The sequence below is a fragment of the Kitasatospora sp. GP82 genome, assembly GCF_029892105.1.
In the GTDB taxonomy this organism is placed as follows: Bacteria; Actinomycetota; Actinomycetes; order Streptomycetales; family Streptomycetaceae; genus Kitasatospora.
In genome coordinates, this window is record NZ_JARZAJ010000011.1 from 1 (window position 1) to 25172 (window position 25172).

Consider the following 25172-nt stretch of genomic DNA (forward strand, 5'->3'; position numbering starts at 1 on the left):
TCGCGGTCGAGGTGGCGTTGTTCCGGCTGGTTCGGTCGTGGGGTGTGCGGCCGGACTTCGTGGCGGGGCATTCGATCGGTGAGGTGGCTGCGGCGTATGTGGCCGGGGTGTTCTCGCTGGCGGATGCGTGTGCGTTGGTGGCGGCTCGGGGTCGGTTGATGCAGGCGTTGCCGGCGGGTGGGGCGATGCTGGCGGTTCAGGCCGGTGAGGATGAAGTTCTGCCGTTGCTGGGTGAGTTGGTGTCGGTTGCGGCGGTTAACGGGCCGTCGTCGGTGGTGGTCTCCGGTGCCGAGGAGGCGGTGGAGGCGGTTCGTGCCCACTTCGAGGCGCAGGGGCGGAAGGTGTCGCGGCTGCGGGTCTCGCATGCGTTCCACTCGCCGTTGATGGACCCGATGCTCGAAGAGTTCGGCCGGGTCCTGGAGGGCCTGTCGCTTCAGACGCCCGAGATCCCTGTGGTGTCGAACCTGACGGGTGCGTTGGCCACGAGCGAGCAGCTGTGCTCTCCGCAGTACTGGGTGGAGCACGTCCGCGAGGCGGTGCGTTTCGCGGACGGTGTGCGGACGCTGCACGCTGAGGGTGTGTCCCGGTTCCTGGAGGTGGGCCCGGACGGTGTGCTGTCCGCGTTGGCCGCCGACTCGGTTCCTGACGACGCTACCGCGACCGTGCTGGTTCCGGTGCTGCGGAAGGGCAGGCCTGAGGAGTCCTCGGCGCTTCACGCGCTGGCGCAGCTGCACGTCCACGGCGCGAAGGTGGACTGGACCGCGCTCTTCGCCGGGACGGGTGCCCGCAGCGTGGAACTGCCCACCTACGCGTTCCAGCACCAGCGCTTCTGGCCGAGTTCTGCGTCTGTGGGTCGGGGCGCGGAGTCCGTCGGGATGAAGGCGGCGGAGCATCCGTTGCTGACGGGTGCTGTGGAACTGGCGGGTTCCGACGGGTTCTTGTTCACGGGCCGTCTGTCGGTGCAGTCGCATCCGTGGCTGGCGGATCATGTGGTGATGGGTTCGGTGTTGGTGCCGGGTACGGCGCTGCTTGAACTCGCGGTGCGGGCCGGTGACGAGGTCGGCTGTGATGTGGTGGAGGAGTTGACGCTGGCCGCGCCGCTGGTGCTGCCCGAGCAGGGCAGCGTGCAGCTACAGGTGAGCGTGGGTGCGCCGGACGAATCGGGACGGCGTGCGGTGAGTGTTCACTCCCGGCCTGGGGGCAGCCAGCAGGCGACTTGGACACAGCATGCGAGTGGTGTGCTGGCGTCTGGCGCGGTGCCGGTGTCGTTCGATGCGTCGGTGTGGCCGCCGGCGGGTGCTGAGCAGCTGGACGTGAGCGGCCTCTACGGCCGGATGGCCGAGGGCGGCTTCGAGTACGGCCCGGTGTTCCAGGGCTTGCGGGCTGCCTGGCGCCTAGACGACGAGGTGTTCGCGGAGGTCGCGCTTCCCGAGGGCGTCGACGGTGGTGCGTTCGGTCTGCACCCGGCGCTGTTCGACGCCGGTCTGCACACCTCGGCGTTCATGGGCGATGAGGATGGTGCTTCGGGTGGTGTGCCGTTCTCGTGGGCCGGGGTGTCGCTGTATGCGGCGGGTGCTTCGGCGGTGCGGGTGCGGTTGACGCGGTCCGGTGACGGCGGTGCGCTGTCGCTGGCGATCGCTGACACCTCGGGCGCCATGGTTGCCTCCGTGGACTCCCTGGCGGTACGGCCGATATCCGCCGACCAGCTGAACGAGGGTGTGGTCTCCCGCGATTCGCTGTTCCGGCTCGACTGGGCGCCTGTTCAGTTGATGGACGGTGTGTCTGCGCCGTATGCCGAGATCGAGCTGGAGACGGCCGCTCTGGCGGAGCTCGCTGTCGATGTTCCGAGCACTGTGCTGGTTGCGTTGGCCGCTGCCGGTTCCGGTGGTGTGGTGGAGTCGGTGCATGCGCTGGTGTCGCGGGTGCTGGGTCTGGTGCAGTCGTGGTTGGCGGATGAGCGGTTCGCTGATTCTCGTCTGGTGTTTGTGACGCGTGGTGCGGTTTCCGGTGTGGATTTGGCCGGGGCGTCGGTGTGGGGTCTGGTGCGGTCGGCGTTGTCGGAGAATCCGGGCCGGTTCGGTCTGGTGGATCTCGATGGTGACGACCGGGCGTGCCAGGCGGTGCTTTCGCAGGTTCTCGCTCTGGATGAGCCGCAGGTGATGGTCCGGGATGGTGAGGTGCTGGTGGCCCGGCTGGCGCGGGTGGCCGTGTCTGAGTCGGTCGGCGGGCCGGTGTGGGGTGCCGGGGGAACGGTGCTGGTCACGGGTGGTACGGGTGGTCTGGGCCGGGTGGTGGCCCGTCATCTGGTGGTTGAGCACGGGGTGCGGAGTCTGCTGCTGGTGAGCCGTCGTGGGGCGGAGGCCGACGGTGTTGGCGAACTCATCGCAGAGCTCGCTGCTCTCGGGGCCGAGGTGGTCGTCGAGGCGTGTGATGTCGCGGACCGTTCGGCCGTGGCCGATCTGATCGCCCGTTACCCCGTCCGGGCTGTGGTGCACACGGCGGGTGTGCTGGACGACGGTGTGATCGCATCGCTCACTCCCGAGCGTGTGGCGGCCGTGCTGCGGCCTAAGGTGGACGCCGCGTGGAACCTCCACGAGGCCACCGCCGGACTCGACCTCGACGCCTTCGTCGTCTTCTCCTCCGCAGCGGGCACGCTCGGCAATCCGGGGCAGGCGAACTACGCGGCGGCCAACGCCTTCCTGGACGCGCTCGCACGGTATCGCCGGGCGCAGGACCTGCCCGGACTCTCGCTCGCCTGGGGTCCCTGGGCTCAGAGCGCCGGTATGACCGGCGAGCTGAGCGAGGCCGAAGCCCAGCGGATGGCACGTGCCGGGATGCCGCCGCTCTCCCCGGAACAGGGGCTGGCGCTGTTCGACAGGGCCGTGGTCGGCGCGGAGCCGAGCGTGCTGCCCGTGCAGCTGGACCTCGCGGCGCTTCGCGCCCGGGGTGAAGTACCGGCGCTGCTGCGCGGGCTGATCCGCACGCCTGTACGCCGTAGCGCGACCGCGGGAGGCACCGGCGCAGGCAGCGACCTCGTCCAGCGCCTGTCGGCGCTGCCAGAGGCCGAGCGGCGCGAGGGCCTGCTGGAGGCGGTGCGCGGCCAGGTCGCGATCGTCCTCGGGCACGCCAGGGCGACGGACGTGGATCCGGAACGGGCCTTCCAGGAGCTCGGATTCGACTCGCTGACCGCGGTCGAGCTGCGGAACCGGCTGAGCACGCTCGCCGGGGTCCGCCTGCCGGCCACCCTGGTCTTCGACTACCCGACGCCCGTGGAACTCGTGGATCACCTGTTCACCCAGCTCGCGCTCGCGCCGCAGGAGCCGGCCGGGCCGGGAGCGATCCTGGCCGAACTGGAGAAGCTGGAGCGGGCCTTCGGAGACCTGGAGGTCAGCGAGGAAGTGTACGAGCAGGTCGCCGGCCGCCTGGAGGTCCTCAGGGCGAAGTGGGGGACTCTCCGAGGCAGTGAGGTCTCGACCTCCGAGAGTGGCGGGTTCGACTTCGACGCCGCCTCCGACGAAGAGGTCTTCGACCTCCTCGACAACGAGCTGGGCCTGTCGTGACCGTCACCTCGTGAGCCGCACAACCCGCCCCTGGGGGACCGGACTTCAACAGAAGCCGGGCCCCCAGGGGTCTGGCACCGGTGACGAGTGCTGCGGAACTGACCGCAGCGTCGACGATGCCGCCGACAGATCGGCCGATCCAGGTGCAGCCGATACCCGGAACTCAGGGAGGTGGCGAATAGGGAGACAGAAACTTGGTACTACGCCCGCATTGAGCAGGCCCGGGGACCGCACCCGGCGCCGCGGAGCCCGGACGCCGTCACCGGTGCGCTCCGGCTCACCCGGGCGGAGCGGGCACTTTGTCCGCCCGGGCACTGCGCGTCACCTGCTCGGCGCCGACCGACGTACCGTCAACCACTCGGCATCCGCTGGATCTCGACCGGGGGCGGCGGTCAGGCCGCCGAACGGATCCGTTCGCCGGTTCTCTGCTGAAGCGCCGCCTCCAGCCGGTCTCGGGCCTCGGTCTGGGCGGCGATGCGTTCGTTGAGCACGGCCAGCCGCTCCAGTGCGACCCGCAGGCCCTTGTCGGAGGTCGGTGCCGCAGCCACGTCTCCGTCCAGGCACGGCAGGAACACCTGCACGTCGTCCAGGGTGAGCCCGGCGGCCAGCAGGTAGCGGATGTTGCGGACCCGCACCACCGCCTGCTCTTCGTAGCTGCGGTAGCCGTTGGGGGCTCGCTCCGAGGAGATCAGCCCGGCCTGCTCGTAGTGCCGCAGCGCGCGGCTGGTCGTCCCGGTCGCCTTGGCGAGCTCGCCGATCAGCATCGCCTTCACCTCCCCGACTACCTCTATCACGCCACCACCGCCCCGCCGTCGACCGGGAGTACCACCCCGGTGACGAACGAGGCGGCCGGGGAAGCAAGCTGGGTGATCGCCCAGGCCACCTCCTCCGGTCGGCCGATCCGGCCCAGCGGGGTGTGCGCCAACTGCCACTGCCGCACCGCCGCCATCCGCTCCGGGGTCAGTCCCTGGTGCTCGCCGATCGGGGTGTCGACCGCGCCCGGAGCGACCGCCACCACCCGGATCCCGCGGGGTGCCAGCTCGACCGCCCAGCTGCGGGTCAGCAGCTCCAGGGCGGTTTTGGTGGCCGCGTAGACCGAGCTGCCGGGCCAGGCCCGCTGCCCGGCTGCGGTCTCCTTCAGCGGCTCGGCCCGCCGCCCGATCGCGACGACGTGAGCACCATCGGTGGCGAAGGCCCGTGAAGCCGTGATCCTCGCGCCGCCCGTTCCGTCGCCGCGCGCAGACCGCCGTCCTACATGGGACGGCGGAACCCCAGTACCGCGAACGTCGCGCCCACCACCGCGATGGCGCCGCCGAACAGCAGGGCGGGCACTGCGGCATCGACACCGGGGATGCCGAGGGCGAGGGCGCGGGTCGCGTCGATCGCGTACGTCAGTGGGTTGACCTTCGCGACTGCGGCCAGCCAGGCCGGCAGGTCGGCGACGGGGATGTAGGCGCTGGAGGCGAACATCAGCGGGAGGATCGCGATGACCGCGAGGTTCTGCATCGGCTCCGCGCGCCGCAGCCAGGCACCTGCGGCGATGAACGCCCACCCAAGGGACCAGCTGATGAACAGCGTCAGCCCGACCGATGCCGCGAGCTCGGTCGCGCCACCGCGCGGGGAGTAGCCGAGCACGCCGATGGCCAGCGCCAGCAGGATGACCGCCTGGACCGCGCTGCGGACCAGGTTGGCGAGGCTCCGGGCGATCAGCAGCGAGCTGGGGACGATCGGCAGGGACCGCAGCCGGGCGACGATCCCGTTCTTGAGGTCGTCGACCAGCCCGACCCCGGACTGCACCGCGGACTGCACGGCGTTGTCGATCAGGACGGCGGGCAGGACGAAGTCGAGGTAGGTGACCCCGGCAGGGAAGTGGGGCGGCTGCCCCATCTTGCTGAAGACCTGGGTCAGTACGACGAGGATGACCACCGGTTGCAGCAGTCCGAACAGCACCACGCCCGGGTCGGTCACCAGCGCACGCAGGGACCGCCCGGTGAGCACCCGGATCTGGAGGAGCACCGAACTGCCGTGCCACACCGGTGGCGTGGCGGCCGCGGGGGCCGGGTCGATCGGGTCGGCCGTCCGGGTTGTGGTCGTCGTACTCATGCGCTCGGCCTTTCGGACAGCGGCGCGAGCAGCGAGGGCTGTTCGGCCAGGGTGAGGTAGACGTCGTCCAGGCTCGGTTCGCCGAACGACAGTTCGGCTGCCTCGATCCCTACGCGGTCGAGCGCTCGGATCACGGCCGCGATCTCCTTCGAGGCGCCGATCGGGATGATGATCGCGCCGTTGTCGAGGCCGGTCACCGGCTCCATGGACGCGCGCCGCAGTGCCTCGACGGCGGCGGCCGGGTCGTCCTGGCCGTCGAGGGTGACGGTCACGGTGCGCTGACCGACCTTGGCCTTCAGCTCCGCTGCGGTCCCGCTCGCGATCACCGACCCGGCGGACAGCACCGCGATGCTGTCCGCGAGCCGGTCCGCCTCGTCCAGGTACTGCGTTGTGAGCAGAACGGTGGTCCCGTCGGCGACGAGGTTCTCCACGATCTCCCACAGGTTGAGCCGGCTCGACGGGTCGAGTCCCGTGGTGGGCTCGTCCAGGAAGATGACCTCGGGCCGGCCGACCAGACTCGCGGCGAGGTCGAGGCGCCTTCGAAGCCCCCCGGAGTAGGTGCGGGCACGGCGCGTGGCGACCTCGCCGAGCGCGAACAGCTCCAGCAGCTCGTCGGCCCGCGCCTGCGCGGCCCTGCGGCCCGCACCCAGCAGCCGGGCGATCAGGAGGAGGTTGTCCCGGCCGCTCAACTGGCCGTCGACCGAGGCGAACTGGCCGGTGAGACCGATACGCCGGCGGATCTCCTGCGGCTGGCGCGCCACGTCGAACCCGGCGACCGCGGCCCGCCCCGAGGTGAGCGGCAGCGCGGCGGTGAGCACGCCGACGAGCGTGGTCTTGCCTGCTCCGTTGTGGCCGAGCAGCGCGAGTACGGTCCCCCTGGGCACGGAGATGTTCACCGAGTCCAGTGCGCGTACGGAACCGAAGACCTTGCTGACGTCCTGCGCCTCGATCATGATCTCCCCGGTTGTCGCCCGGGAGTCGGGGGGAGGCGCGGCGAGCCCGGTCATGGATGACCTCCAGCGGTTGGTCGGTGGTGGGCTTGGGTGACGATGCGATCGGGTGGACAGGGCAGGCCCTAGCCGTTGGCGCCGTCCATGAGGCGGAAGAGGTCCTCGTCGGTGGCCGTGTCGAGGTCGAAAGCGGGGCTCGCCGCGACCTGGTCCTGGCCCCAGCGCCTTGCGATGTCCTTGAGCCGGGCGGCGGTGTCCGTGTCGACGCCCGCTCCCGCCGAGAGCAGACTCTCCAGTTCGTCCACGAGCTCGGCGGCGGAGCGCTCGGCAGCGGAACGAGGGGATCCCGTCGCAGACCCGGCGAGGCCCTCTCGTACGAGGCGGACGACGGCGGCGGGCGTGGGACGGTCGAACACGAGGGTGGCGGGCAGACGCACTCCGGTGGCCGCGATGAGCCGGTTGCGCAGTTCGATCGCCTTCACCGAGTTGATGCCCATGTCCGAGAAGGACCTGGCGGCGTCCGAGTCGTTCGGCTTACGACCGCCGAGAACGGCTCCGGTCTCGGCCAGGACGATGCGCAGCACGAGAGCGTCCTGTTCGTCGTCGTCCAGCCCGGTCAGCCGTGCGGCCAGGGTCAGCAGCGACTCGCGCTCGGCCGACCGGCGTTCGACCGCGTCACCTTCGACCGCCTCGCCTTCGACGGGTGCACCGCCGGCCCCGAACTCCTGGGGGATCCAGTACCCCTGACGCTGGAACGGGTACGTGGGCAGGGGCACCGGCTCGGCCCCGGGCAGGACCGACGCCCACGCGACGGGTACTCCTCGCAGGTGCAGTCGGCCGACCGCCGTGAGCACCGCCCGCTCTTCGTCCTCGTCGCGACTCAGGGTGGGTACGACGGCAGGTGCGACGGCCGCCGCCGGCCCGTTCGCGCGGGCGGCGGCCAGGCACTCGTCGACCATCGGAGCGAGCGCCGCGTCGGGGCCCAACTCCACGAAGCAGTCTGTCTGTTCATCTCGCAGGTGCTCGATCGCGTCCTTGAACCTGACCGGCTCCCGGACGTGCCGCACCCAGTAGCCGGGGTCCCGGGCTTCCTGCTCGGTCAGCGGGCGCCCGGTGAGGCCGGAGACCAGCGGGATGGTGGGAGCGGCGAAGGAGAGGCGCTCGATCACGGCCCGGAAGTCCGCCAGCATGGGGGTCATCAGCGGGGAGTGGAAGGCGTGGCTGACCACGAGCCCTCTGATCCGGTGCCCGGCGGTACGCAGCCGGTCGGCGAGTTCCGCGAGGGGAGCCTGCGCACCGGAGAGGACGGCGGAGCGCGGGCCGTTCACCGCCGCGATCGACACCAGGTCTGCCAGGTCCGGCAGATCGCTCTGGTCCGTCAGCCATCGGGCGAGGTCGTCCTCCGCCATGCCCACCGCCAGCATCGTCCCGCCCGGGGGGAGGGCCTGCATCAGCCTTCCCCGGGCCTCGACCAGCGTGCAGGCGTCCGGGAGGGAGAGCACTCCCGCGACATGGGCGGCGGCGATCTCGCCGACCGAATGGCCCACCAGGTGGTCCGGGGTCACTCCCCAGGACTCGAACAGCCGGAACAGCGCGACCTCGAAGGCGAAGAGCGCGGGCTGCGCGTACCGGGTGCCGTCGAGGAGGCCCGCGGTCCCGGCATCGGCTCCGGTCCCGGGGCCGCCCCACATCACGGATGCCAGCGGCCGGTCCAGCAGCGGGTCGAGCACGGCGCAGACCTCGCGCAGCGCCGCGTCGAACACCGGGAACGACTCGGCGAGCCCGCGGCCCATACCGAGGCGCTGGCTGCCCTGCCCGGTGAGGACGAAGGCCAGTTTTCCGCCACCCGCACGCTCCGGCAGGACCACCGGGGACGACTCGTCGTCGCCGAGGGCCGCCACCGCCGCGATCAGCTCGTCCCGGCCGGAGCCGACGACGAAGGTGCCGTGGTCGTGCGGGGCGCGGGTGGTGGCCAGCGCGTAGGCGATGTCACGGGCGGACAGTTCGGGGTGCGCCGCCGCATGGCCGGCCAGCCGTCGGGCCTGCGCGCGCAGCGCGGACGGGCTGCGGGCGGACAGTATCCACGGCACGGCGCCGCCACCGGTCCCCGCCGCAGCGACCGTCTCGGGCACGGACCGCGTCGGAGCCTCTTCCAGGACCAGATGCGCGTTGGTGCCGCTGACCCCGAACGAGGACACACCCGCCCGGCGTGCCCGGCCGTCCTCCCGTGGCCAGGGCTGAGAAGCGGTCAGCAGCCTCACGGCGCCGGCGGACCAGTCCACCTTGGACGACGGTGCGTCCACATGCAGCGTCCTCGGAAGGAGGCCGTGCTGCATAGCCAGCACCATCTTGATCACTCCGGCGACCCCGGCGGCGGCCTGCGCATGCCCGATGTTCGACTTCACCGACCCCAGCCACAGCGGCCGGTCCTGCGACCGGCCCTGACCGTAGGTCGCGAGCAGGGCCTGGGCCTCGATCGGGTCGCCCAGCATCGTCCCCGTGCCGTGGGCCTCCACCACGTCCACCTCGGCCGGGGTCAGCCGCGCGTCGGCCAGGGCGCGGCGGATGACGCGCCGCTGTGCGGGCCCGTTCGGTGCGGTGAGCCCGTTGGAGGCACCGTCCTGGTTGACGGCGGTGCCGCGGACGACGGCCAGTACCCGGTGTCCGTTGCGCTGGGCGTCGCTCAGGCGTTCCAGGACGAGCAGCCCGACGCCTTCCGACCAGGCCGCGCCGTCGGCGGCATCCGCGAAGGACTTGCAGCGGCCGTCCGGGGACAGCCCGCGCAGCCTGGAGAACTCCACGAAGGGCGACGGTGTCGCCATGACGGCGACACCGCCGGCGAGGGCGAGCGACGACTCGCCCGAACGCAGTGACCGGCACGCCAGGTGCAGGGCGACCAGCGAGGACGAGCAGGACGTGTCGACCGTCAGTGCCGGGCCCTCGAAGCCGAAGGTGTACGAGATCCGCCCGGCCAGCGCGCTGCTGGTCGTACCGATCCCGATGAGTCCCTCCAACTCGCCCTTGCCGACGGGAGAGTTCATGCCGTAGTCGTGGTACATCGCGCCGGTGAAGACGCCGGTCTGGCTGCCGTGCAGCGTCGTCGGGTCGATCTCGGCCCGCTCCAGTGCCTCCCAGGCCGTCTCCAGCAGCAGCCGCTGCTGCGGATCGGTCGCCAGCGCCTCCCGCTGCGAGAGCCCGAAGAAACCGGCGTCGAAGTGGCCCGCGTCGTGGAGGAATCCGCCCTCCTGGACGTACGAGGTGCCCCGGTGCTCCGGGTCCGGGTGGAACAGCCGGTCGAGCTCCCAGCCGCGGTCGGCCGGGAAGGGGGAGATCGCGTCGCCCTCGCCCACCAGGAGCGTCCAGAGGTCGTCCGGGGAGGCCACTTCGCCGGGCAGTCGGCAGGCCATCCCGACGATGGCCACCGGCTCGGCCCCTCCTTCGCCCGGTGCCTCGCCCGTGAGCAGCGGGAGGTTGCCGTCACCGGCCTCGCGGCTACCGGCCTCGTCGGCCTGACCGGTCAGCACCCGGGCCACCGCCGCCGGGTTGGGGTAGTCGAAGGCCAGACTGACCGGGAGTGGCAGGCCGGTCGCCTCGACCAGCAGGTTGCGCAGCCGGATGCTCCGGATCGAGTCCAGGCCGTGGCTGCGGAAGGTCGCCCCCGGCTGGATGGGGGAGACCTCGGCGTCGGGGCCCAGCACCTCGGTGACGCACGAGCGCACGAGGTCCAGGGCCCGGCCGAAGCTGATCGGTTGCGCCGCCGGGGGGCCGGCAGGGTCGGCCGCGACGGCGTTGGTGGCCAGCAGCGCCTCCAGCGCCCGCCGGTGGAGCTTTCCCGCCGGTGTCCGGGGGAGGTCGTCGACCGTCACCAGCTCCAGCGGGATCTTGTAGTCGGCGACCCCTCGCTCCCGCAGGAACGCGGTCACCTCGGTGAGGCCGATCGACCTGCTCGCGCGGCCGGTGACGACCAGGCACGGCAGCTCGCCAAGACGGCGGTCCTTCATTCCGACCACGGCCAGCGGGCCGATGCCCGGCAGGTCGGCCAGCAGGCCCTGGATCTCGGTGGCGTTGAACTTCCGTCCGCCCACATTGATCAGCTCGGCCGAGCGTCCGTCGAAGTGGAGGCGGCCGTCCTCGTCGAGGCTTGCGAGGTCGCCGGTGCGCAGCCAGCCGTCCGCCGTCACCGCCGAGCGGGTCAGCTCGGCCTCGCCGTAGTAGCCGCGGAACATGCTCGGGCTGTGGTACTGGAGTTCGCCCGACTCGCCCGGGGGCAGTTCAGTCCCGTCCTCGTCGACGATCCGCACTCGCGCACCCCGGGTCGGCCGTCCCACGCTCTGCGCGGCGACCTCGGCCGGATCACCGGCCTCGGTGCAGGTGCCGGTGCCGAGTTCGGACATCCCCCAGACCACGACGAGGGCGGTGTCCAGGGCGGCCCGGACCTCGGCGACGAGTGCGCCGGGGATCGCCGCGCCAGCGGTTCTCACCTCGCGCGGCCGGAATCCGGCGGGCTCCTGGCTCTCCGCCAACCTCGCGACGATGTCGTGCAGTTGGGCCGGAACGGCGAAGACGGTGCTGGGGCCTGCGGCCCTGGCCAGGTCGAGGAAGCGGTCCGGGTCCCAGCTGCGCAGCAGGACCTGGCGGCACGCCCTGAAGAGCGCGGAGTGCATCGACTGGAGGCCGAACAGATGGGTGAGCGGGCAGGCCGTCAGAACGGCGTCGCCGAAGGCGTCGGCGCCCTGGGCCGCGACGGCCTCGATGTTTGACAGCAGACCGTCGTGGCTGTGCAGGCAGAGCTTGGGCCGCGCCGATGTGGTGCCGGAGGAGGGGATGAGGACGAACGGCAGCTCGGGCCGTACGTCGACCGGCCGCGGCGAGCTGCCCAGCCGGCTCGCCAGTAGTCGGTCCACCGAGAGCACGTCCGGGCTGTCGTCGTACTCCCCGGCGACCAGCACGGCCCGCAGTGAGGGGACGGCCGACCGGAGGGACTGCCAGGCCGGAGCCCCCTCGTCCCGGGCCGAGCCGCCGGGCAGTACGACGACCACCGGCTCCACCCGCTCCAGCAGCGCGCGTACATCGGCGCTGCCGTTGCCCTGGTGGATGGGCATCATGACGGCGCCGACGGCTGCGACGGCGAGGTGCAGGGTCTCGAACTCCCAGCAGTTCGGGAGCTGTATCGCCACCACGTCGCCGATGCCGACGCCGAGCTCCTGGAGACCGTATGCCAGTGCGTCGACCTCCGACTTCCACTGCCGCCAGGTGCGTGAGCGGTCCCCGTCCGTGAGCGCGACGGCGTCCGGTGCCGCGTTGACGGCGGCCTCGAAGACACCCGGCAGCGTGAGGCCGCTCAGCGCGAGGCCGGGTCCGTCGAGGCCGCCGGGCCGCTGGGAGTCGGAGGCCGCTTCGATCGCGTAGTCATCGCTGTGGACGGACACCATCACTCCCGGGAGGTCACTGGGCGGTCTGCCGCTCCATGCTCGACCGCCGGCCGCCGGGAAAGCCCTAGAAGTGCCCGGTCCCGGAAGCACCCTGGAAGTGCCCGGGCCCGGAAGCACCCGACGCGACCCGCTGTCCCGGGATCTCGGCCCCCAGGAGCGTGAGCAGCGGCGTCGCCTTCACCACCGTCTCGTCGAACTCCGCCTCCGGGTCCGACAGCGCGATGATCGCGCCGCCGACCCCGTAGCGCAGCAGGCCGTTGCTGAGCACCACGGTGCGGATGGTGATGCTCAGATCGGCCGCCCCGGTCAGCGAGAAGTAGCCGATGGCTCCGGAGTAGATGCCCCGGGGCCCGGCTTCGAGACGGTCGATGATCTGCATGGTCCTGATCTTCGGGGCACCGGTCATCGAACCGCCGGGGAACGCCGCCCGCACCCCCGCCACCGCGCTCGTACCGGGGCGCAGCCGTGCCCGGACCGTACTGACCAGCTGGTGGACGGTGGCGTACGTCTCCACCTGGAAGACCGGGTCGGCCACGACCGTCCCGACCTCGGCGGAGCGCCCGAGGTCGTGCCGGACGAGATCCACGATCATCAGGTTCTCGGCCCGGTCCTTCTCACTGGTCGTCAGGTCCGCGACCAGCAGCGCGTCCTCCTCGGGGGTCGCACCCCGGGGGCGGGTCCCCTTGATGGGCTTGGACTCCATCAGCCCGTGCCGGTCGATCCGCAGGAAGCGCTCGGGCGAGGTGCTCAGCACGGACAGCTCGGCGAAGCCGAGGAAGGCGGCGAACGGGGCGGGACTGGCGCGGCGCAGGAAGCGGTAGGACTGCCAGGGGTCGAGCCCGGTCTCGGTCTCGATCATGTTGGTGAGGCAGACCTCGTAGGTCTCACCGGCCCTGATCTCCTCCTGGCAGACGTCGATGAGCCGCAGATAGCTCTCGCGGTCGTGGCGGAGCCGAAGCTCCGCGCCCGTGTGCGCGGCGGGTGCTTCGCAGGGGCCCGGCACCCGGTCGGTGAGGGCCGCCAGGTCCGTCGCCGTGTCGCGCAGCCAGCTGCGGGCCGCCTCCTGGTGGTTCTCCTCGGCCAGGGCCAGCAGGTGGGTCGTGCCGGTGAGGTGGTCGAAGACGGCCGCGCGGTCGGCGAAGACCATGACCGCGTCGGGGTCGGGTGAGCGGTGGACCCGGTCGCCCTCGCACTCGGCCTTCAGCTCGTAGCCGAGGCAGCCGACCCAGCCGAGCGCGAAGTCGAAGGGCAGGTCGGGCGCCTCGACCTGGATCGACCGCAGGTCGCGGTCCAGCCACTCCAGGAACTCGCCGGGGACGACCCGCGTCGAGCCGGCGGATGCCACGGTCACCTCGCCCCGGAACACATCGGTGGTGGCGACCCGGGCGAGGGGCCCCGAGGCGTTACCCATGATGGAGAAACGTCCGAGCGGGCCGCCGGCCTGGCTGCTGTCCAGCCAGAAGGAGTGGCTGCCGGAGCGGAACAGCTGGTCGAAGACGACCTCGGGGTCCCAGCGGGTGGGCAGTTGCCCGGCCAGCACGCGCAGTTGGCGTACCTCCGGCTCACGGGTGGTGTCGGCGGTGCGCCCGGACTCGCTGCGCCCCTGCCGTGCCGCCGGATCCCTGCGCTTCCGCGGTTTGCCGTGCTGCTTCGTCAAATCACGGAAGTTGGCCAGTAGTTGGTGGCCGTTCTCGGTGCCTATCGACTCCGGGTGGAACTGCACCCCCCACAGGGGAAGGCTGCGGTGGCGCAGCGCCATGACCACACCGTCCTCGGCCCAGGCGGTCGGCTCCAGGGCGGGGGAGAGACCGGTGACGGCGAGCGAGTGGTAGCGGACGACCTCCAGCGGGTCGGGCAGTCCGCGGAACAGCCCGGTGCCGTCGTGCCGGACCATGGAGCTGCGCCCGTGCCGGGGCTCGGGTGCGCGACCCACGCGGGCGCCGTGGGCCAGGGCCAGCCCCTGGTGCCCGAGGCAGACACCCAGCACCGGGAGCCGCCCCTCCTCGGCGATCCCCTGGCAGAGGCCGAAGTCGGCGGGGCGGTGGGGTGTGCCGGGTCCGGGGGACAGGACGACGTTGTCGAAGGCGTCGAGCAGCTTCGGCCGCCAGGACGGGTCGTCGTTGCGGATCACCTCGGGTTCCTGCCCGTTCACCCGGGCGAGGTAGTGGAAGAGGTTGTAGGTGAAGGAGTCGTAGTTGTCGACGAGTAGTGTGCGCATCAGAAGGTCCTTGTCCTCCACGTGCCTTGGACGGGGAGCGTGACGGCGGGAGGCGAGGTCATCCCAGGCCGAGTTCGCGCGAGATCTCCTCGTTCACCGCGGTCTGGTGCTCGGCGAGGAAGAAGTGGCCGCCGGGGAACACCTTGAGCCGGAACGCCCCTTCGGTGTGGAGGCTCCAGGACTGCGCCTCCGCGAGCGAGGTCCGCGGGTCGGCGTCCCCGGTCAGTGCGGTGATCGGGCAGCGCAGCCTGCGGTCCGCCGCGCAGCCGTACTTCTCGATCGCGCGGTAGTCGCCACGGATCGCCGGCATCGCCATCCGGACGATCTCCTCGTCGCCCAGCAGCTGCGGGTTGGTACCGTTGAGCAGCCTGAGTTCGGCGAGGATGCCGTCGTCGTCGCGGTTGTGCACCGTCTCGGTGCGGGTGGTGGAGGGGGCACGGCGGCCGGAGGCGATGACCGACCTCGGTGCGTGCTGCCCCTTCTGCTCCAGCCGCCAGGCCGTCTCGAAGGCGAGGACGGCTCCCATGCTGTGGCCGAAGAAGACCGTGGGCTTCTCGTCCAGGGCGAGGAGTTCGTCGGTGATGAGGTCGGCCAGGGTGCCGATGTCCTCGACGCACGGCTCCCGCCGGCGGTCCTGCCGCCCGGGGTACTGGAGGGCGAGCACGTCGACGGCGGGGGAGAACCTCGCCGACACGGGGTGGTAGAAGGTGGCGGAACCACCCGCGTGGGGAAAGCAGATCAGCCGGACGGGGCTGTCCACCGCCGGGTGGAAACGCCGCAGCCACAGGGCGGTCGAAGTGTCCGTGCTGTTCAAGGGGTTCGGTCCTTTCTCGGTCGGCCAGGGAGCCGGTGTGGTGGCGGTCCGTCAGTCCTCGTGGACGGTGATGGCGCGGGACGGGCAGAGCGTGTCGGCCCGCCGGACGGCCTGCTGCTCCTCGGCGCCGGGCCGGTGGGTGAGGACGGTGACGAGTCCGTCCTCGTCCTGGTCGAACACCTCGGGCGCGGACAGCACGCACTGGCCCGCTCCGACGCAGCGGTGGGAGTCAACGGTGATACGCATGATCTTCCTTCTCAGAGGCTCCGCCGGTAGGCAGTCACCGGAGCCGGTTGCGCTGTCCTGATGGGTCGCCTACTGGCGGACGCTCCTACGGCGGATGGCCTGTGGGCGGATCCCGGCAGCGGGTGCTACCAGCGGACCGGCAGCTCGTGCAGTCCGCACAGCACACCGTCGTACTTGAGCGGCAGTTCCTCGACCGGGACGGCGAGTTGCAGGTCCGGGATGCGCTCGAAGAGCTTCCGGTAGGCGATCTCCATCTCGACCCGGACGAGGTTCTGCCCGAGGCACTGGTGCACGCCGTAGCCGAATGCCACATGGTGGCGTTCGGTCCTGGCCGGGTCGAACCTGTGCGGGCACTCGAAGGCGTCCGTGTCGTGGTTGGCCGCCGCGACCAGCGGGATGATGCCCTCGCCCGCCCTGACGAGCTGACCGGAGATCTCGACGTCCTCCACGGCCACCCGCAGGGACACCAGGTCGGCGACCGAGTGGAAGCGCAGCGTCTCCTCGACGGCGCGGTCGTCGCCGATCCACTCCGGGTTCAGCAGCAGCGTCACCACCCCGAGCGCGATGTTGTTGGCCGTCGTCTCGTGGCCCGCGATCAGCAGGAGCATCAGCACCCCGGACAGCTCCTGGCTGTGCAGCGTGCCGGTGGCCAGCAGCCTGCTGATGAGGTCGTCGCCGGGCCACTTCTCCTTGATGGCGACCAGCCTGTTGATGTAGCGCAGCAGCTCCTTGGTGGCGGTGTCCCGCTGCTGGTCGGTCGAGGAACGGATGGCCACCAGGGTGCGCGTGCGGGACTCGAAGAAGTCGCGGTCGACCGGGGGGACACCGAGCAGTGTCGAGATCACCAGCGAGGGCACGGGAAGGGCGAAGTCGGCCACCAGGTCGGCACTGTTTCCAGCGGCCAGCATCGCGTCGATGCGCTCCTCCACGGTGCGCTCGATCGCCGGACGCATCTCGCGCACCCGCCGGACGGTGAACTCCGGGATGAGCGCCTTGCGGAAGCGGTCGTGCTCGGGGGAGTCGAGCCCCACGAACCAGCCGGGGATCTGCTCCTGCCGGGGCACACCCATGGTGTCGCTGATGTTGGGGAAGCCCCTGTGGTCGGGGTTGGAGCTGATCTTCCGGTTCGTCAGCACGGCACGCACGTCCTCGTGCCGGGTGACCAGCCAGACCTTGTTGCCGTTGGGCAGGTAGGAGAGGACCAGCCCGGTGTCCCGGCGGTACTCCTCGTAACGGGGCGGTGGGAACGGTTCGCCCGGAGTGCGCAGTGGAAAGCCGACCACTCGCGGTTCGGTACTCGTCATCTTGTCCATGTCTCTCTCGGCGGCCGTGTCTCTCTCGGCGGCCGTGCCGGTCCTGGCGGTTGCCGTGCCTGTCTCGGTGACGACCGGTCAGAGGGCGTCGTAGAAGGCGCGGATCCTGCCGGTCACGAAGTCCTGGTCGGCGGCGGTCAGCGCGGTGTACGTCGGCAGGTACAGGCCGTCCTCACTGAACCGGCTGGCGTTGAGCGAGGGCCAGCGGGGGTCGAGGTAGCCGGGCTGACGGCTCATCGGCTTGAAGAAGAGCCGTGTCTCGATGCCCTCGCCGGCCAGGAACGCGCACAGCTCCGCACGCCGTTGGACGCGGAGGTCGTACATCCACAGCACGTCGCGCGAGGGCATCAGGGTGACCTCGGGGATGTTCTTGAGGCCCTGGTCGTAGCGGTGTTCGATCTCCCGCCGGGTGGCGAGGAGTTCGTCCAGCCGCTCCACCTGGGCGAGTGCGACGGCCGCCTGCATGGCCGTCATCCGGAAGTTGTAGGCGAGCTTCTTGTGGACGAAGCTGTGGTCCGTGGTGAAGGCCATTCCCCGCAGATGGGCCAGCTGCCCCGCGAGCCTGGCGTCGTCGGTGAGGCAGATTCCGCCCTCGCCCGCAGTGATGATCTTGTTGGCGAACAGCGAGTAGCAGGCGATGTCGCCCACCGGGCGGATGCCGTGCGCCTCGGCGGAGTCCTCCACCACCCGGAGGTTGTACTGGAACGCGATATCCATGATCGTGTCCATGTCGCAGCGGCGTCCGTAGACATGGACGGGCATGATGGCCTTCGTCCGTGGCGTGATCTTCTCCTCGATCCGCCGGACGTCGATGTTGAGATCGTCGGCGCAGTCGACGAAGACCGGCGTCGCACCGGTGTACGTGACCGCCCAGGCGGAGGCGACCATGGTGAACTCCGGGACGATCACCTCGTCGCCCGGGCCGATGCCGAGCGCGCGCAGTGCCAGTGTGAGCGCGGCCGTCCCGGACGAGCAGGCGACGCCGTGCGCGATCCGGTTGTAGTCCGCGAAGGCCCGCTCGAACCGCTGGACGAACGGTCCTTGGGAGGAGATCCAGCCCTCTTTGATCGTCTCGGTGACGTATTCGAGTTCCCGGCCGTCGAGACCCGGCCGGGAAACGGGGTACTTGAACGACATTCCATCCTCGTTCCGTCGCTGGTCAGTTCGGGATCCGTGCGCCGAAGGCGCGGTGCGGGGCCCGGTCACGTCAGGGCCGGGAGGCCGAGCAGCAGGTCCGCCGCGGCGACGCGTCCCCCTGCGGCCCGCTGCAACTCACCGAGCCGCTGCGCCCGCTGACGGAAGGCCGGATCGCCGAGCACCCGGGTGAGCTTGTCCACGACATCGTCCGGGTCGACCTCCTGCGGCCGGTCCAGGGTCAGACTGACGCCGAAGTCCCGGCCGCGAACGGCCTGGTCGAAACAGTCCACCCAGAGCGGCCGCACCACCAGGGGTTTGCCGAAGTACAGGCCCTCGTGGAAACCGTTGCCGCCGCCGTGGGTGAAGAACAGCTCGACCTTCGGATGGGCGAGGACATCGAGCTGCGAGGGCACCCAGTTCTCGATCCGGAGATTGCCCGGAAGCGATTCGACGGGGGGCAGGAGGTGCTGCTGTTCCTTGGGCAGTTTCCACAGGAACTGATGCCGGCCGTCCAGTCGCCGGGCGACCTCCACCAGCGAGCCGACCTGCTCCCTGGTCAGCCGGGTGATGGTGCCGAACCCCATGTAGACGACGGACGACTGGGCGTCGAGCCACCGGGACAGCCCGCCGTCGACCTCGGTCTCCGGCAGCGGCGGCGTCATCGCCCCGACCAGCTTCAGTTTCCCGGGAATCTCGAACGGATAGTCCAGCTCGGGAATCGAATTGCACAGGACCATTTCGGCACGGTCGATCCTGGTCATCAGGTCGGGCGGGGGGAGCCGGAGCTCCTTGCGGATTTTCGAATCCTCGGAGAGAACCTTTCCCATGGCGGGATTGAAGAACATCGCCAGGGTCCGCAGCTTGAACATCCGATTGCTCATGCGCTGGGTGAAATTCATGGGAAAGGGCAGACCGGAGTGCGGGACCGGGAAGTGCTGCGGCGTGTACGACTTCCCGAACGGGTTGTGCGAGGTCAGCACGTTGCTCGGCAGGAACGGAACGCTCAGCACGAAGGGGATCTCCCTGGTCAGCGCCAGGTCGACGGCAAAGCTGCTCATACAGTCGATGACCATCAGCGCCGGCCGGACCTTGTCCACCACGGTTTCGAGCCGTCGGAACTTCCGGGCCTGGAGGGCGGGCTTGTACGACTGCCTGATGACCGCGCGGTGCGCCTTGAAGCGGGAGGACTGGGTGACCTCGCGGTAGACCTCGTCGCCCCAACTCACCGCCGACAGCTCGGGGGTGACCTCACCGAGCGAGGCGAACTCCACCGGGGCCGCCACGGCGAGGCTGCCCACCTCCTCGCGCCTGGGCTCGTCGGTGGCGAACCACAGGTCGGGCACTTCTCGGCGGGAAAGCTCGGCCGCGAGCACGAGCAGCGGGTTGAGCAGACCGCTTTCCGGAAGGCTGACGAAAAGAATCGGCCGTTGTGCGGAGCTCATCGCAATCCCTCCGAGAGGTGGCTGCCGGGAGTCGTGGGGCCTGTCCTGCGCGGACGCCGGCGGAAGCTGCGCCCCGTGATGGGCGGGTCTGTTGGGTGCACGACTTCTTGGTCTCATGGGGCGTGCCGGGAAACCCTTAGATTCCCGTGCGTATGCAGGCGCATCTCGATCGCTTTGGTCCTGGTATGTCCAGATTTGTTGATGTTGTCGGAGCAAGCCCGGCTCGGGGGTCTCCAGGTGGCCGGAATGCCGCGCCGCAGGGTGGATCCGTGGGGGACGGTAGGGTGTTCTTGACAGTTCTCTTATGCTCATAACAGTCCGGTTCGGGTAGGCTGGTGCAGGTTAATCGTCGCTTTCCGTTCATGTCTGGTTCATGGCGTTCTGCGGTGCGAGGGGGGGCTTTCTTTGCTGGATCGGGCTGATATACCTGGTTCGCCCAACATCTTTATCGGCCGCACCGGCGAGCTCGCAGCACTCAACGCCGCAGCCGCGGCCGCCCGCTCCGGAAGGTCGGGGCTGACGCTTCTGGCCGGCCCCGCCGGAATGGGCAGGACCAGCCTCCTCCGGGAATTCCTGGCCGGTGAGGAATGCCGGGCGATGACGGTGCTGCACGGGGTGTGCGGCGAGGACGCCGACCGGAGTGCCTACGCCGCGGTGCGGGCACTCTTCGGCCCGCTGGGCCTGCTGGACGAGGAAGCGCGGGGACACCCGCTGCTGAACGGCAGCGCCTGCCACGCCCTCCCCGCACTGCGGCCAGGACCCGGCGACGAGCGGCCGTTCACCCCCGCCTCCGCCTACCAGGTGCTGCACGGGCTCTATCGCCTCACCGTGAACCTGATGGCACACCGCCCGGTCGCGCTCGTCCTGGACGACGCCCATGAGTGCGACGAGCATTCGCTGCGCTGGCTGGACTTCCTGCTCCGGCGGACGGGCGATCTGCCGCTGCTCGTGGTACTGGCCCGCCGCATCGGCCCGGAACCCGCCGTACCCGGGGCCTGGGCGGACTTGGCCGGACAGCGCCTGACCACGACCCTGTGCCTGCGCCCCATGACCCGGACGGACATCGGGGCCATGGCGCAGCAGGTCTTCGGACCGGCTGTTACCCCGGCCTTCACCGAGCGCGTGGCAGCCGTCTCCGGCGGCAACCCCCGCACGGTCACCCGTCTGCTGCACGAACTGCGAAGCGACGGTGTGCTGCCGAACGCGGAGGGCGGCCACCGGGCCACCGAGATCGGCGGACGGCTGGTCGCACGGTCCGTGCGCGAGCTGCTGGACAGTCAGGTCCCCTGGGTCGGCAGGGTGGCCACGGCGATCGCGGTACTCGGCGAGGACTCCCTCGTCCACGTCGGCGCGCTGGCGGGAGTCTCCATCGCGCTCGTCGAGGACGCCCTGACCTTGCTGCGCCGCGCCAAGGCGGTGGCTCCCGGCCGAGTCGACCTGGTGCACGACGAGGTCCGCCGCGCGGTGCTCGAACCCGTCGACCCCCGGGAACTCGCCGAACTGCGCACCAGGGCGGCCCTGTTGCTCAGCGACGCCGGCCGCCCGTCCGAGGAGGTCGCCCGCCACCTGCTACAGGTGCCCGGACCTTCCGAGCCGTGGATGCTCGCGCTGCTGCGGGACGCGGCCCGGCTCGCCGACGGCCGCGGCGCCCCGGCGACCGCGGCCAGGTACCTGTACCGGGTGCTGAAGGCGGAACCGAACGACGTCCCCACGCGGTTGCGGCTCGCCGTATCGCTGGCCGAGACCGATCCCTTCCGGGCGGCCGCACTTCTCAGGGAGGCGCTGGAAGGCGCCGCCGACCTGTCGGCCAGGGCCAGGTTCGCGGTCCAGTACGCGATGACCTGTCTGACGCTCCATCGGACAGCCGCCGCCAGGAAGGAACTCGACGAGCTCCAGGAGGCGTTCCGGGCCGACCCCGGGCCCGCCGCCCGCCCCGCCGACCACGAACTTCGCAGGCTCATGGAGGCGGCGAGCCTGATCGTCGGATCCACCCGCGCAGGGACGGCGGCCGCCTCGATCCGCGAACGCGCCACACGGCTGCCGGCGGCCTGTGCCGACACCCCCGTACAGCTCCAGGGAGAGGCGCTGACCGCACTGCTGACGGCGTTGGACGGCCGCTCGCTGCGGCGGGCGGTCGAACGCGCCCGCGGTGTCCTCGACGCCTCCGGTACCGCCCCGAACAGCTGGCCCCTGATCACCTCGGCCGTCACCCTGGGCCTTGCCGACGAGACGGCGGACGCCCTCGCGGCCCTGGACCGCGTCCTCGCGCACAGCACCGAGGCCGGGGCGGTATGGCTTCGAGCCCTCGCCCTGTCCAACCGGGCCCTGGTGCTGCACAGCGTCGGCGCGATACCCGATGCGTTGGCCGACGCCAGGGTTGCAGTCGAGAGCATCGCAGCCGAGAGCCGGTGCGCTTGTCAGCCGATGCCGCAACTGGCGCTGGCGTCGGTGCTGATCGACTGCGGCGAGGCCGACGGCGCCGAGGCCGTGCTCGCCCGGGTCGAGCAGCCGGCACCGGACGGCTCCGCCCTGGAGTACCACCTGTACCTGATGGCCCGTGCGCGGGCCCGCTGGGCCGTGGGCGACGGCGAGACGGCACTGCGGCTGCTGTTCGACTGCGGCAGCGCCCAGGAAAGGGCCGGTCTGGCGAACCCGGTGTTCGCGCCGTGGTGGTCGGACGCCACCCACATCCTGGCGGCCCTGAACCGGACCCAGGAGGCCGAGAGGATCGCGGCCCACGGCAGCGCTCTCGCGCGGCAGTGGGGCAGCGCCCGCGCACTTGGACTCGCGGCGCTCGCGCACGGTGCGACCACCCCGGGACAGGCGGGCGTCGAGCTGCTCACCGAGGCGGTCGAGAAGCTCTCCGGCTCCCCGGCCAGGACCGAGCAGGCCAGGGCCGAACTCGTCCTCGGCCGAGCCTTGCTGACGACGGGTCACCCGCAGGGCGCACGCGCACACCTGCGGATCGCCGCGGACCTCGCCCGGAGTTGCGGAGCGCTCGCGCTCGCGAAGGAGGCCCGGCACCGACTGATCACCGCAGGAGGGCGTATGCAGGAGATCACCCCGGCCCGGGCCGACATGCTCACCGGAATGGAACGAAAGGTCGCGGCGCTCGCGCTGCAAGGGGCAAGCAACCGTCAGATCGCGGCATCGCTGTTCGTCACCGTACGCACCGTGGAGATGCATCTGACCAGCGTGTACCGCAAGTTGGGCGTCAGCGGGCGCGCCGGACTGGCCTCGGCCCTGAACAGCACCCCGGCCGCCGGGCGAGCCCTGGCACGGGTTCCCTGACGCGCCGTCGAGGGCTGCGAGGAACGGACCGTACGGCGACCGAAGACCTGGTACGACCATGCACCTGCCTTACCGACTCACCTCGGCCGGAACCAATGGCCCCTACCCAGGGCCGACGGAACCACTTCTGCTCCACCGGGACCGCGAACAGGCGGTGCTGACCTCCGTACTTGCCCGACTGGCAGCCGGCCGCCCCTCGGTGGTCACCGTGACCGGCCGACCGGGCTTCGGGCAGAACGCCCTGGCGCGCTGGGCCTCCCGGCGGGCCGAGGAGCGCGGACTGCGGGTCCTGCGTGCCCGCGCGACCCCGGTCGAGTGCGAGCTGTGGCACGGGGTGGTCGCCCAGCTCCTGACCCCGCTGGAGCTCGGCGACGACGCGCTGCGCGCCCTGGCCGGGCGGGCGCGGCCGACGCGGCCGGCGGGTCTGGCCGAACTGCTGGCCACCGCACGGGAGCGTCCGACCCTCCTGGTCGTCGAGAACGCCCAGTGGCTCGATCCCGAGTCGCTGTCCTGGCTGCAGGCGCTGGTGCGCCGGTCACCCGGTGTTCCGGTGGCACTGCTGGCGAGCGGCAGCGGTGTCTCGGCCGCGGGCGCGGACTGGCTGAGCGTGGCGTCCTGCTCCCCGGAGCCGGCCGGCGCCCATGAGCTCGTCCTCCCCGAGCTGAGCCTGGGTGAGGTCGCGGTCGCGGTGGAGCGGTTCTGCGCCACGGCGGGCGAGGACCGGTTCACCGTCGAGGCCCGCAAGAGCAGCACGGGCAGTCCCTCGGTGCTGCACGAGACACTCGCGCGGTTCGCCCGGCACGGTCACCGACCGGTCGCCGCACGGGTGCCGGAGCTGCGGGCGATCAGCGCGGCCGTCCGGGCCGAGCACACCGTGGGCGCGCTGCGCGGACTGTGTGCCGAGGGGGTGGCCGTGGTGCGGGCGCTGGCCGTCTGCGGAGACCTGCTCGACCTGCCGGTCGTCTGTATGCTCGCCGGACTGTCCTCCCTGGGCGAGGCGCGGCTGCGAGCGGAGCTGGAGGCGACCGGGATCGTCTCCCCGGCGGACACGGGCCGGCGTATGGACCCGGCGGTGCGCGCCCGGGTACTGGAGGAGATGACCGCCGATGAGCGCTCCTGCCTGTACGCCCGCGCCGCGGAACTCGTCCACCGTGCCGGCGTGGACGACCGGGCCGTCGCAGGACTGCTGCTGCGCGCCCGGCCGATCGCAGCGGACTGGGCGCTCCTCGCGCTGCGCCGCAGCTGCGCGGACGCGCTTCGGCAGGGCAACCACCAGCGCGCGGCCGCCTATCTGTCCCGGGCCCTGGAGGAGCCGCTGGATCCGGCCCAACGCGCCCAGCTCACCTTCGAGTTGGCCGCCGTGGAGTTGGTGGACGCGCCCGAGGCGGGCGACCGCCGACTCGACGGGATCCTCCGGGACGGGACCGGTGACCACGCCGGGCTGCGGGTCCGGGCCATCGACCTCAAACTCACCTGTGGCAACACCGAGGGAATGCGCCGAGCCGTGGCCGAAGCGCTGCCCGCGGCCCGTGGCACCGAGCGGGACAACCTCATCGCCCTGTACTGGTCGGCCGATCAGAGCGGGCGGGACGACACCGAACTGTTCCTGCCGGAGGTCCCCCCGCTGTCCAACGACCCGCTCCCGCCGGCCCAGGCCGGGGCACGGGCCTGGCAACTCGCCGTGCGCGGCGTCGAATTGGAAACGGTCAGGACACTGGCCCGCAGGGCCCTCGACCGGCAGACGGTGGGCGGCACGCCGATCCTGCCACGGCTGGCGGCCTGCAGGTCGCTGTGTCTGACCGAGGACTACGCGGAGGCCGACGCGGGCCTGAGCGCACTGCTCGCCGAACTGCGCGGCAGCCACCTGGACATCGGTGTCCCGCAGGTGCTGGCCGTGCGCGCCGCACTGAATCTGCGCCGCGGCCGCCTCGCCGCCGCCGAGCAGGACCTCGCCGAAGCGGAGCGGCTGCCGGCGACGAACTCCCGCCCCCACCCGGCTGCTTCGCACCTGATGGCGGTACGCATCATCGTCGACCTGAGGAGCGGCCGCCGCGACCGGGCCCGGTCGCTCGCCGACGCACCGACCGCCCCCGGCGCCCAGGACAGCGCGCACTGGTCGCACCTGCTCTACGCCAGGGCTCTGGTGGCCACGGCCGACGGCCGGCTGCCGGAGGCGGGCGAACTGCTCCAGGAGTGCGGCCGACGACTGCTGAGCCGCCATCACGTCAACCCGGCCGTGCTGCCCTGGCGATCGCTGGCCGCGCGGAGCTGGCAGGCGGCCGGGCGGTCCGAGGAGGCACTGCGCAGCAGCTGCGAGGAGCTCTCGCTGGCCCGGCGCTGGGGAGCCCCGAGCACGCTGGGCCGAGCCGAGTCGACCGCCCGTCAGCTGGTCAGGGAGCACCTGGCCAGCGCTCGGGAGGAGGTGCGGCCCGGGCCGCCGTCGGCACCGCGGACCGAACCGCTTCCGGCCTGGGACGCGCTGTCGCAGTCCGAACGGCACACCGCGGTCCTCGCCGGCCGCGGCCACAGCAACCAGCACATCGCCGACCTGCTGTCGGTGTCGCGGCGCACTGTGGAGCTCAGGCTGAGTCGGGCGTACCACAAGCTTCGGATCGACGGCCGTCAGGAACTGCGTGCGCTGGTGCGTGTGATGGAAGGAAGCTGAA

14 protein-coding genes are annotated in these 25172 nt (G+C 71.3%); 3 read left to right on the forward strand and 11 right to left on the reverse strand.

The window, feature by feature from the left end; genetic code table 11:
* A partial coding sequence (locus P3T39_RS13240) for an SDR family NAD(P)-dependent oxidoreductase (protein ID WP_280697725.1) occupies positions 1 to 3560 on the forward strand: 3560 nt, incomplete at its 5' end.
* A 392-nt stretch (positions 3561 to 3952) separates the two neighbouring features.
* Here the strand turns inward: P3T39_RS13240 and P3T39_RS13245 are convergent.
* From P3T39_RS13245 to P3T39_RS13295, 11 genes are all read right to left on the reverse strand, one after another.
* The gene (locus P3T39_RS13245) at positions 3953 to 4324 is read right to left on the reverse strand and encodes a MerR family transcriptional regulator (protein ID WP_280697881.1); all 372 of its coding nucleotides are present in this window, start codon (positions 4322 to 4324) and stop codon (positions 3953 to 3955) included.
* Positions 4325 to 4350: 26 nt separating this feature from the next.
* On the reverse strand, positions 4351 to 4770 hold the full coding sequence (locus P3T39_RS13250) for an SDR family oxidoreductase (RefSeq protein WP_280697882.1): 420 nt from the start codon (positions 4768 to 4770) through the stop codon (positions 4351 to 4353).
* Positions 4771 to 4811: 41 nt separating this feature from the next.
* Positions 4812 to 5663, reverse strand: a complete 852-nt coding sequence (locus P3T39_RS13255; RefSeq protein ID WP_280697726.1) for an ABC transporter permease — start codon at positions 5661 to 5663, stop codon at positions 4812 to 4814.
* Positions 5660 to 6670: an ATP-binding cassette domain-containing protein gene (locus P3T39_RS13260; RefSeq protein WP_280697727.1), complete on the reverse strand. Its 1011-nt coding sequence runs from the start codon at positions 6668 to 6670 to the stop codon at positions 5660 to 5662. The genes P3T39_RS13255 and P3T39_RS13260 overlap by 4 nt, the downstream gene beginning before the upstream one ends.
* A 68-nt stretch (positions 6671 to 6738) precedes the next feature.
* Positions 6739 to 12045: a type I polyketide synthase gene (locus tag P3T39_RS13265; protein ID WP_280697728.1), complete on the reverse strand. Its 5307-nt coding sequence runs from the start codon at positions 12043 to 12045 to the stop codon at positions 6739 to 6741.
* A 64-nt stretch (positions 12046 to 12109) separates the two neighbouring features.
* Entirely contained in the window at positions 12110 to 14263 is a 2154-nt protein-coding gene (pabB, locus tag P3T39_RS13270; protein WP_280697729.1) for an aminodeoxychorismate synthase component I, read from the reverse strand.
* A 58-nt stretch (positions 14264 to 14321) separates the two neighbouring features.
* Positions 14322 to 15077, reverse strand: coding sequence for an alpha/beta fold hydrolase (locus tag P3T39_RS13275; RefSeq protein WP_280697730.1), 756 nt, complete (start codon positions 15075 to 15077; stop codon positions 14322 to 14324).
* A 51-nt stretch (positions 15078 to 15128) separates the two neighbouring features.
* A complete protein-coding gene (locus tag P3T39_RS13280) occupies positions 15129 to 15323 on the reverse strand; it encodes a ferredoxin (RefSeq protein ID WP_280697731.1) in 195 nt (64 codons plus the stop codon).
* 125 nt (positions 15324 to 15448) lie between these two features.
* A complete protein-coding gene (locus tag P3T39_RS13285; protein WP_280697732.1) occupies positions 15449 to 16627 on the reverse strand; it encodes a cytochrome P450 in 1179 nt (392 codons plus the stop codon).
* An 87-nt stretch (positions 16628 to 16714) separates the two neighbouring features.
* On the reverse strand, positions 16715 to 17773 hold the full coding sequence (locus P3T39_RS13290) for a DegT/DnrJ/EryC1/StrS family aminotransferase (protein ID WP_280697733.1): 1059 nt from the start codon (positions 17771 to 17773) through the stop codon (positions 16715 to 16717).
* Between the two features lie 65 nt (positions 17774 to 17838).
* Positions 17839 to 19215, reverse strand: coding sequence for a glycosyltransferase (locus P3T39_RS13295; protein WP_280697734.1), 1377 nt, complete (start codon positions 19213 to 19215; stop codon positions 17839 to 17841).
* A gap of 405 nt (positions 19216 to 19620) precedes the next feature.
* Between P3T39_RS13295 and P3T39_RS13300 the strand changes: the two genes are divergently transcribed.
* A complete protein-coding gene (locus tag P3T39_RS13300) occupies positions 19621 to 22506 on the forward strand; it encodes an AAA family ATPase (protein ID WP_280697735.1) in 2886 nt (961 codons plus the stop codon).
* 58 nt (positions 22507 to 22564) lie between these two features.
* Complete coding sequence (locus tag P3T39_RS13305; RefSeq protein ID WP_280697736.1) at positions 22565 to 25171, forward strand: helix-turn-helix transcriptional regulator; 2607 nt, start codon at positions 22565 to 22567, stop codon at positions 25169 to 25171.
* Position 25172: the final 1 nt, after the last annotated feature.

Excerpts from the sequence above, each read along its gene's own strand:
- P3T39_RS13295 (WP_280697734.1), bottom strand. The coding sequence starts at position 19,215 with ATGAGCTCCGCACAACGGCCGATTCTTTTCGTCAGCCTTCCGGAAAGC.
- P3T39_RS13255 (WP_280697726.1), bottom strand. The coding sequence starts at position 5,663 with ATGAGTACGACGACCACAACCCGGACGGCCGACCCGATCGACCCGGCC.
- P3T39_RS13285 (WP_280697732.1), bottom strand. The coding sequence starts at position 16,627 with ATGACGAGTACCGAACCGCGAGTGGTCGGCTTTCCACTGCGCACTCCG.
- P3T39_RS13290 (WP_280697733.1), bottom strand. The coding sequence starts at position 17,773 with ATGTCGTTCAAGTACCCCGTTTCCCGGCCGGGTCTCGACGGCCGGGAA.
- pabB (WP_280697729.1), bottom strand. The coding sequence starts at position 14,263 with ATGCGCACACTACTCGTCGACAACTACGACTCCTTCACCTACAACCTC.
- P3T39_RS13280 (WP_280697731.1), bottom strand. The coding sequence starts at position 15,323 with ATGCGTATCACCGTTGACTCCCACCGCTGCGTCGGAGCGGGCCAGTGC.
- P3T39_RS13245 (WP_280697881.1), bottom strand. The coding sequence starts at position 4,324 with ATGCTGATCGGCGAGCTCGCCAAGGCGACCGGGACGACCAGCCGCGCG.
- P3T39_RS13265 (WP_280697728.1), bottom strand. The coding sequence starts at position 12,045 with ATGGTGTCCGTCCACAGCGATGACTACGCGATCGAAGCGGCCTCCGAC.
- P3T39_RS13260 (WP_280697727.1), bottom strand. The coding sequence starts at position 6,670 with ATGACCGGGCTCGCCGCGCCTCCCCCCGACTCCCGGGCGACAACCGGG.
- P3T39_RS13305 (WP_280697736.1), top strand. The coding sequence starts at position 22,565 with ATGCACCTGCCTTACCGACTCACCTCGGCCGGAACCAATGGCCCCTAC.